Consider the following 8,980-nt stretch of genomic DNA (forward strand, 5'->3'; position numbering starts at 1 on the left):
GGACGCCGGCGGGGCGGCAGTACTCGACCGTGCCGCCGTCGAGCAGGGCCGAGGCACCGGTGCCGCGGATGCCGTCACCGGCCGCCACCGTGCCCGCCGCGCCGGTCGCGATGACCAGCAGCAGCACCGGGAACAGCACGATCCACGCCGTCACCCGCCGCAGCGCGGACGGCCACGGGCGTGCCCCGCGGCGGCGCACCAGCAGGAAGCCGAACAGCGCGATGACCTGGAGGCCGGCGGCCACGTAGTCGGTGAAGCCCACCACCGTGTCCGCCGGCTGCCAGGGATCGAGCCGGACCAGCAGGCCCAGCGGGCGGCTGAGCACCCACACGACGAGGGCCGCGAACGCCGTGAGCGCGCCGAAGCGGGCCGTCGTGCGCGTCGGCCACCCGAGCACCGCGACGACGGCGGCCACCTCCACCACGGCGACCGCGCCGAACAACATCGCGTACAGCTGCCAGATCCGCCAGAGCGCGGGCACCGCGGCGGCCGGGATCAGCGCGCCGCCGAGACCCGCGAAAGCGGCCGTGACCAGCACCGGACCCCGCCTCAAGGGCGTCGGGGACGGCGTCGGCGGGCGGTACGCGCTCCGCTGCCCGTCGACGACCTTCATGCCGCCAGTGTCACCCCGGACACCCGCCGCCCGCCACGGCTACACCGCCTTCAGCACGCTCGCCAGGACGATCATCGCGCCGACGATGCCGTTGAGCACCTTGTGGTCGACGATGATCGCGGCGAACTCGCGCAGGGTGGCGCTCGGCCAGAAGTACCACGCTGTCGGCGCGCCGATGACCTGGCCGTTCAGCTTGGTCTTGCGGGCCAGCAGCGCCGCGCGCAGCACGTGGAAGTTGTTCGTGACGACGACGCACCGGTAGTCCGCCCGCCGTTCGCGCATGAGGCAGGCGCTGAACGTCAGGTTCTCCCGCGTGGTGCGCGACCGGTCTTCGAGCACGATCCGCTCGCGAGGCAGCCCCCGGCCGGCGAGGTAGTCCGCCATCGCGTGCGACTCCGGCACGTCTTCGCCCGGCCCCTGCCCGCCGGAGGTGACCAGCAGCGGCTCCCGGCCCTTGCGGCACTCGGCGTCCAGCACCCGGCGCCCGCGGTCCAGGCGGGCGGCCAGCAGCGGCGGCACGGTGCGGCCGCCGAGCAGGCCCGATCCGAGCACCACCACGAAGTCCAGCGGGCGGCGGGTGCGGATCCGCCCGTAGACCAGCGCGTACAGCAGGAAGCAGACGAAGAGGAACGCCAGGTAGGCGACGATGCCGTTGACGCTGTCGCGGACCGCTTCCAGCGGCGCCCAGCCCAGCTGCCCGACGACGAAGTCGAAGACGATGAGCGCCACGATGCCGACGCCGGCGGCCAGGGACAGCAGGTTGGCCGGGCGGCGGCCTTCGCGGCGCAGCATCGTGACGCCGTTGCCGATCAGGAACACCGCGAGCACGACGATGGTCAGCGGGACCAGCGCGAACAGCCCGAGCGCGACGAACGCCGCGGCCTCCGGGGAGATCGACGCCAGCAGCGCGAGCAGCGTGAGCCCGGAGAACGCGAGCGCGAAGAACAGGTAGAAGCCGTTGCGCAGCTTGCGGCGGTCGAGCAGGAAGCTGACCAGGAAGACGGCGAAGCAGAAGACCGCCGCGGCGAGCGGGAGCAGGGCCGGGTTCACGCGACCTCCCCGCGTCGCCAGGTCGCCGCGACGATCAGCCAGCTACAGGCGGGAACCAACCCGGACCTCCTCCGGAGCGCGATTGCTCCGGACAGCGTAGTTGCCTGCTGCGATCGGGCGCATACCGAGGGTGAGGCGGCGTCTCGCGCGTGGACCGGTCGTCCGAGTGGTCTGGTCTTGATTGTCTGGTGTTTTCTGTTTGCCCGTGTTCCGTGTTACGTTCGGTTTGACGAGCCCGCGGTAGTGCTCCGGGCTCGGCGTGCCCGCCCCCGCCCGGAGTGCTCCGCCGTCCCCGCCAGGCCGGTGCGCGGTTCCGTGCGCGTCCCCGGAGGAGTTCGATGCGCCGCTTCGTCGCCCTGGTCCTCGCGCTGCTGTCGCCGCTCGTCGTGGTGGCACCCGCCGCGAACGCCGCCGTCACCCCGAAACCCCCGCCGCTGTCCACGCCGTGGACGTCCCAGGTCAGCACCACCAACCCGCTGCCCGACTACCCGCGTCCGCAGATGCAGCGGTCTGAGTGGCAGTCCCTCAACGGCGAATGGGAGTTCCTCAACCCCGCCACCGGCGCGGGCGGCAGCGTCGACCGCTACGCCGCGCCCCCGCTCGGGCAGACGCTGCCCGAGCGCATCCTGGTGCCCTACCCGGTCGAGTCGGCGCTGTCGGGCATCATGCGCAACGACAACCGGGACCTGATGTTCTACCGCCGCACCTTCACCGTGCCGTCGGCGTGGGCCGGGCGGAACGTGCAGCTGCACTTCGGCGCCGTCGACTACGAAGCGACCGTGTGGGTCAACGGCGTCCAGGTCGCTTCGCACAAGGGCGGCTACGACCGGTTCGAAGCCGACATCACCGCGCGGCTCACCGGCGGCAGCAACGAAATCGTCGTGCGCGTCTACGACCCGACCGACGGCCGCGGCGAGAAGCAGCCGGTCGGCAAGCAGGCCAACGCGCAGTCGAGCATCTTCTACACGCCGACTTCGGGGATCTGGCAGACGGTCTGGCTGGAGCCGACGGCGCCGTCGTCGATCTTCTCGGTCGACATCTACCCGAACCTGGCGAACAACACCGCCCGGGTGCGGGTGTTCGGGCGCGGTGACGTGACCGGGTACTCCGTGCTCGCCGAGTCGATGACCGGTGGCGCCGTCGTCGGCAGCGCGACCGGCGGCTTCACGGAGTTCTCGGTGCCGGTGCCGAACGCGCGGCGGTGGTCGCCCGACGACCCGTTCCTCTACGACCTGCGCGTGTCCTTGCGCAACGCCTCGGGCGCGACGGTCGACCAGGTCGTCAGCTACTTCGGCATGCGCGAGGTCGGCACGAAGAACGTGAACGGCGTGCTGCGCCCGACGTTGAACGGCGAGTTCGTGTTCCAGGCAGGCACGCTGGACCAGGGCTTCTGGCCGGACGGCCTGTACACCGCGCCGACCGACGCGGCGCTGGCTTCCGACCTGCAGAAGCACAAGGACCTCGGTTTCAACATGGTGCGCAAGCACATCAAGGTCGAACCGGCACGCTGGTACTACTGGGCCGACCGGCTGGGATTGCTGGTGTGGCAGGACATCCCGTCGACGCCGACCGGCGACAGCACCCGGACGGCCGCGCAGATCGCCGAGTTCGAAACCGAAGCGCGCGAGATCGTCGACGAGCACCGCTTCTCCCCCGCCGTCATCACGTACGTGCCGTTCAACGAGGGCTGGGGCGAGTGGAACCTCGACGAGACCAGGCGCGTCACGACGAACATCAAGAACCAGGACCCGACACGGCTGGTGAACGCGCACAGCGGGTTCAACTGCTGCGCGTCGAAGGGTGACCCGGGCACCGGCGACATCATCGACTGGCACGTGTACACCGGCCCGGACGCGCCCCGGCCGTCCGGCACCCGCGTGTCGGTGCTCGGCGAGTTCGGCGGCCTCGGCCTGCGCAACCCCGGGCACGAGTACAGCCCCACCGGCGGGTTCTTCGCCTACGAGCAGATGGCGAGCGCGGCGCAGCTGAACGACCGCTTCACCGGGATGATCCGCGACACGCGGCAGCTGATGCTCACGAAGGGCCTGTCGGCGTCGGTCTACACCGAGATCACCGACGTCGAAGGCGAGTACAACGGGCTGCTGACCTACGACCGGCGGGTGCAGAAGGTCGACACCGCCCGCGTCCGCGCGGCGCACGCCGACCTGATCAACGCGTCGAAGAACCTGAACGCGGCGGTGCCGCTGACGCTCGGGCACCTGCGGTCGTTCCGGGTGACCACGCCCGGCTACACCGACCGGTACCTGCGGCACGCGGATTCGTTCGCCCGCACGGACGTCCTGACCACGGGCAGCGCGGACGGGCCCCGCCAGGACGCGTCGTTCCGCACGGTCGCCGGGCTGGCGAACCCGCGCTGCTTCTCGTTCGAGTCGGTGAACTTCCCCGGGAAGTTCCTGCGCCACGCCGACAACCGCGTCCGCATCGACAGCGACACGGGCGGCTCGTTCACCGCGGACGCGACGTGGTGCGCGCGGCCGGGGTTGGCCGCCGGCGGGACGTCGTTCGAGTCGGCCAACTTCCCGGGCCGGTTCCTGCGGCACTACAACGAAACCGTGTACCTGGCGCTCAGCGGCGGCCCGAACGCGTGGGACACCGCGACGAGCTTCGCCGCGGACGCGACGTGGGACGTCTCGGCACCCGCGCTGTGGCGCAGCTCGGTCCCGCTGACGGTGAACGCACGCCAGTCGCTGCGGGTGACGACGTGGGGCTACACCGACCGCTACCTGCGCCATTCGGGCGGTCTCGCGTACACGGAGGTGGTGAACAGCGGCAGCAGCGCGCTGTTGAAGCAGGACGCGACGTACACGGTGCGGCGCGGGCTGGGCGAGTCGTCGTGCTACTCGTTCGAGTCGGTGAACTACCCGGGCCAGTTCCTGCGCCACCAGGACGGCCGCGTCCGCAATTCACCGGACGACGGTTCGGCGCTGATGCGCGCCGACGCGACGTTCTGCACCCGCCCAGGCGTGGGCGGCACCGGCGTGACGTTCGAGTCCCTGAACATCCCGGGCGCGTACCTGCGCCACTTCGACTCGGCGGTGTACATCGCGTCGGGCGCGGGGACGGGTTCGGACCGCCCGCAGACGGTGACGGCGGACAGCAGCTGGACCGTCGCGGCGCCCTGGGCTCCGTGAGCTGGGGTGGTCCGGTGTGGACTGTCCACACCGGACCACCCGGTCAGTGCTCGGCGTCCCGCACGGCGAGCCGGGCGACGCCGTCCGCGAGCCCGGCGACGACCAGGTGCGCCCCCGGCCCGCGGACGGTGGCCGACTTCCCGTCCGGGGCCACGTCGAAGACCCAGCCGTGGGCGGACTGCCGGTAGTCCGGGTGCCGCTTGCGCAGTGCCTCGACCGTCGCTTCCCCCAGCCGCTTCACCGGATCACGGTGGTGGTTCGCCCAGATCGACGGGCTGGGCCTGCCGATCACCCATTCCCACTCGGGCTCCGGCCCCAGGTCGAACACGACCCGGCCGTCGGCCGCCGCGTCGCGGTGGTACCCACGGACCTCGAAGACCCCGACGATGACGTTGTCGACGACGGCCAAGACGGTGTCCGCGTACCGCGCCAGCTCGGCGTCGGTGATCTTCCACCACTTCTCGGTGGCCGCGCGGATCTCGGTGGGAGTGCCGGTGGAGCGGATGTCGAGGGCCAGCATCGGTGTCCTTCCACGGTCCGGTTCTCAGCGTGCCTCCGTGACCTTACGGGCAGTTCGCCGCTGCGGGACCGACCAAGCTGATCTACCGGCTCGGGAGTGAGCGTGGCAGCCCGAACCAGGGCAGCACCGCGTTGTCGAACCGGGTCAAGGCGCTGATCCGGTCGCCGGCGAGGGTGAGGACGTAGATGCCGGTGCCGTGGCTGATGCCGTTCGCGCCGCGCAGGTACGCACCGAACGCCGGCTGGCCGTTGGCCCGGGTCGGCACCAGGTCGAACCGGCGGCCGGCGCCGAAGATGCCGGCGCAGAAGCGGGCGACGACGTCCCGGCCCTCGTACTCGAACGGTATCGGCGGCATCGACATGAAGACGTCGTCGGTCAGCAGGGCCACCAGGGCGTCGAGGTCGGCGGACTCCCACGCGCGGGCGAACTTCGCCGTGAGCGCGTCTTCGGCGGCCGAACCGGGGGCCGGCGCCGGGGCGGCGGCTGCCGGACGGCGGCGCAGGGCGGCCCGGGCTCGCTTGAGGGCGCTGGTGACCGAGTCGACGGTCGAGTCCAGCATGCCGGCGACCTCGGCCGCGTGGAATCCGAGGACGTCGCGCAGGACGAGGACGGCGAGCTGGCGCGGCGGTAGCACCTGCAACGCGGTGACGAACGCCAGGGACACGGATTCGGCTTGCTCGTAGCGGGCCTCCGGTCCGAGCGGCGCCTGGTCGAGCAGCGTGTCGGGGTACGGCTGGAGCCAGACGACCTCGCCGAGCCGGGTCGGCTCGGGCGGTTCCACCCGCGGCACGTCCCACTCCTTGGCCTGGCGCCGGCTCGCCGCGCGGCGCGCGTTGAGGCACCGGTTGGTGGCGATCCGGTACAGCCAGGTGCGCAGCGAGGCGCGCTCCTCGAACCCGGTCAGGCCCTGCCAGGCGGCCAGCAACGTGTCCTGCAGCGCGTCCTCCGCGTCCTGCACCGATCCGAGCATCCGGTAGCAGTGCACCTGCAGTTCCACGCGGTAGGGCTGGATCAGGGCGCGGAACGCCTCGCCGTCCCCCGCCCTCGCCTTGGACATCAGCTCGCCGGTCACCATGCCAGTCTCCTCCTCCGGGCCCATCTCCCCCCGACGTGTGGACCCCGCCCGGCCCGCGAACTGGGCGGCCGGTGCGCGCCCAGTTTCGCCGATGCCGGCTGTCTGCCTCAGCGGCAGTCCGACACCACGAACCGAAGGAGCACCGACATGGGCACGATCGTCGTCTTCGAAAACACCTCGCTCGACGGAGTCACCCAGGACGCGACCGGTGAGGAGGGCATCAGCCGCGTCGGCGACTGGCGTGCCTCGCTCTCCCCGGCCGACCGCGGGGCATGGGACGCGCTCATCCTCGAAGACGCGCTGGCCGCGCAGGCCCTGCTGCTGGGACGACGCAGCTACGAGTTCTTCGCCGCACGGTACCCGTCCCGCACCGGCGCGTTGGCGGACCAGATGAACAGCCTGCCCAAATACGTCGTTTCCACCACCTTGGACCACGCCGGCGCCTGGAACGGCTCGACGGTCTTGACCGGCGACGTGCTGAGCGAGGTGTCGACGCTGAAGGAGAAGGTCGACGGCGAGATCCGCGTCTACGCCAGCTCCCGGCTCGTGCCCGCGCTGATCGACGCCGGCCTCGTCGACGAGCTGCGGCTGACGATCTTCCCGTTCGTGCTGGGCGCGGGCGAGCGCCTGTTCGACCTGATCAGCAGCTCGCACTCGCTGCGCCTCGTCGGTGCCCGCACGGTCGGTGCCAGCCTCGCCTACCTGACCTACCAGTGCGTCCCGGACACCGAGCGCCCGATCGACTGAGGTACGTACCGCGACGGTACGGTCGGTACCCATGGCCGACGTGAAGACCCGGCGCCGATGACGCGGCTCGCGCGCCACGAGACGATCGCCGCCGCCCTCGCGGACGCCCCCGGTGACGTGCTGGCCGCCGCGCGCCCGCACGGCACCGGGATCGGCGGGTCGACCTGGCTCCTGCGAGTCGAAGACGAACCCGTCTTCGTCAAGCGGGTCGCGCTCACCGACGTGGAACGGCGGCACGAAGGCTCGACCGCCGACCTCTACGGCCTGCCGCCCTGGGCCCATTACGGCGTCGGGTCCGCGGGCGGCGGGGCGTGGCGGGAGCTGGCCGCGCACCGGGCGGCGAGCGACTGGGTCCGCACCGGCGAGTGCGAGAACTTCCCGCTGCTGCACCACTGGCGGGTCCTGCCCGGCCTGCCGCGTCCCCGGACCGACCTGGCGCGCGACGTCGCGTTCTGGCACGACGACCCGGGCGTGCGGCGACGGCTCGAAGCGCTCGACGGCGCCACCGCGGATCTCGTGCTGTTCCTCGAACACATCCCGGGAAACCTGACGCGGTGGCTGGAAACCCACCCCGACGGGACCGGCCTCGCCCACCGGGACCTGCGCGCCGTCACCGAATTCCTGGCCGCGCAGGGCGTCCAGCACTTCGACGCGCACTTCGCGAACATCCTCACCGACGGCGAACGGCTCTACCTGACCGACTTCGGCCTCGCCGCGCTGCCGGACTTCACGCTCTCCGGCGCGGAGGCGGAGTTCCTCGCCGAGCACGCCGACCACGACCGCGCCTACGTGCTGACCCACCTGGTCAACTCGATCGTCCGGCGGCTCGTCGACGCGCCGGACTACCGCGCGCGCCACGCGTTCGTGCGCGAGTGCGCCGCGGGGCGCGCGCTGCCGGAACTGCCCTCGGCAGACCTCCTGCGGCGCTACGCCCCGCTCGCCGTCGTCGTCAACGAGTTCTACGTCGCCCTGCACGGGGAGAGCCGGAAAACCCCTTACCCCGCCGAGGAAATCGCTCAGCAGCTGGACCGCGCCGGCTTGCCCGCGAACCGGTCGGCCAGGTAGCCCACGACGTCGCCGGCCGAGAACGCCAGCGTCGTCACGTGCTCGCCGAGGTAGGTGCCCCACGTGACCGGGACGCCCGCCGCGCAGTACTCACGGCGCAGGGTTTGTGCCTGGGACAAGGGAATGATCTCGTCGCCGCTGCCGTGGAACAGGAAGACCGGCGCCTTCGGCGGCCGGGCGCCCAGCTTGTTCTCGGCCAGCCGGGCCTGCCACTTCGCCGTGGTGAGCGGGTTCGCCGTCGTGTAGTCGGCGATGTGCCCGAAGGCGTAGCCGAACACCGCGTCGACGCAGGCGTCCTGCTGGGTCGCGTACAGCGTGCGGCCGCGGTCGTTGAGGTAGGCGGGCAGGTCCAGCTCGGGGTACGCCGCGTCCAGGCCGAGCGCCGAGAGCAGCAGGAAGCCGAACCCGACGCCGCCGTCGAGGCTCTTCGCCACCACGTCGAGGTCCGCGGGCGTGCCGCCGGCGGTGATGCCAGCGACGGTCAGCTCGGGTGCGTACGACGGCGCCAGCTCGCCCGCCCAGGCCGCTCCCCCGCCGCCTTGGGAGTAGCCGGAGAACGCGACCGGGCCGCCCGCCGCGAGGCCCGCCGCCGGCAGCCGGGTCGCGGCGCGGGCCGCGTCGATCACCGTGTGGCCTTCCGAACGGCCGACGACGTAGGTGTGCAGGCCGGGCGTGCCGAGGCCTTCGTAGTCGGTGATCGCCACGGCCCAGCCGCGGCTCAGCATCGCGTCGACGAACAGCGGTTTCTCGTAGTCCGG

Annotated in this window: 7 protein-coding genes and 1 pseudogene; 3 read left to right on the top strand and 5 right to left on the bottom strand. The window is 71.9% G+C overall.

What is annotated here, in order from left to right; translation table 11 throughout:
* Window positions 1-613 (bottom strand): annotated as a pseudogene (locus tag G3I65_RS49800) (alpha/beta hydrolase); the annotation flags it as partial.
* 39 nt (window positions 614-652) lie between these two features.
* Window positions 653-1,663 carry a YdcF family protein gene (locus tag G3I65_RS49805; protein WP_160702746.1) on the bottom strand — a complete coding sequence of 337 codons (1,011 nt, stop codon included), beginning with the start codon at window positions 1,661-1,663 and terminating at the stop codon, window positions 653-655.
* A 338-nt stretch (window positions 1,664-2,001) separates the two neighbouring features.
* Between G3I65_RS49805 and G3I65_RS49810 the strand changes: the two genes are divergently transcribed.
* A complete protein-coding gene (locus G3I65_RS49810; protein ID WP_160702748.1) occupies window positions 2,002-4,815 on the top strand; it encodes an AbfB domain-containing protein in 2,814 nt (937 codons plus the stop codon).
* A 43-nt stretch (window positions 4,816-4,858) separates the two neighbouring features.
* Here the strand turns inward: G3I65_RS49810 and G3I65_RS49815 are convergent, their stop codons facing one another.
* On the bottom strand, window positions 4,859-5,335 hold the full coding sequence (locus tag G3I65_RS49815) for a hypothetical protein (protein WP_160702750.1): 477 nt from the start codon (window positions 5,333-5,335) through the stop codon (window positions 4,859-4,861).
* Window positions 5,336-5,417: 82 nt separating this feature from the next.
* Window positions 5,418-6,410 (bottom strand): RNA polymerase subunit sigma-70, encoded by a 993-nt coding sequence (locus tag G3I65_RS49820; protein WP_160702752.1) that lies wholly within the window; start codon window positions 6,408-6,410, stop codon window positions 5,418-5,420.
* A 147-nt stretch (window positions 6,411-6,557) separates the two neighbouring features.
* Between G3I65_RS49820 and G3I65_RS49825 the strand changes: the two genes are divergently transcribed.
* Together G3I65_RS49825 and G3I65_RS49830 are read left to right on the top strand one after the other, a co-directional pair.
* Window positions 6,558-7,157, top strand: coding sequence for a dihydrofolate reductase family protein (locus G3I65_RS49825; RefSeq protein ID WP_160702754.1), 600 nt, complete (start codon window positions 6,558-6,560; stop codon window positions 7,155-7,157).
* 57 nt (window positions 7,158-7,214) lie between these two features.
* The gene (locus G3I65_RS49830; RefSeq protein ID WP_160702756.1) at window positions 7,215-8,222 is read left to right on the top strand and encodes a hypothetical protein; all 1,008 of its coding nucleotides are present in this window, start codon (window positions 7,215-7,217) and stop codon (window positions 8,220-8,222) included.
* Here G3I65_RS49830 and G3I65_RS49835 read toward each other — a convergent pair.
* Window positions 8,174-8,980, bottom strand: an 807-nt coding sequence (locus G3I65_RS49835; protein WP_160702758.1) for a lipase family protein, incomplete at its 5' end; no start/stop codon positions are given. The two genes, G3I65_RS49830 and G3I65_RS49835, sit on opposite strands and share 49 nt — an antisense overlap.

Origin of the sequence: Amycolatopsis sp. SID8362 (assembly GCF_010550475.1) — a bacterium.
Lineage (GTDB): Bacteria > Actinomycetota > Actinomycetes > Mycobacteriales > Pseudonocardiaceae > Amycolatopsis > Amycolatopsis eburnea.

What these genes read in the sequence shown, in the direction of transcription:
- G3I65_RS49825 (WP_160702754.1), top strand. Translation starts at nt 6,558, where the DNA reads ATGGGCACGATCGTCGTCTTCGAAAACACCTCGCTCGACGGAGTCACC.
- G3I65_RS49810 (WP_160702748.1), top strand. Translation starts at nt 2,002, where the DNA reads ATGCGCCGCTTCGTCGCCCTGGTCCTCGCGCTGCTGTCGCCGCTCGTC.
- G3I65_RS49820 (WP_160702752.1), bottom strand. Translation starts at nt 6,410, where the DNA reads ATGGTGACCGGCGAGCTGATGTCCAAGGCGAGGGCGGGGGACGGCGAG.
- G3I65_RS49815 (WP_160702750.1), bottom strand. Translation starts at nt 5,335, where the DNA reads ATGCTGGCCCTCGACATCCGCTCCACCGGCACTCCCACCGAGATCCGC.
- G3I65_RS49830 (WP_160702756.1), top strand. Translation starts at nt 7,215, where the DNA reads ATGACGCGGCTCGCGCGCCACGAGACGATCGCCGCCGCCCTCGCGGAC.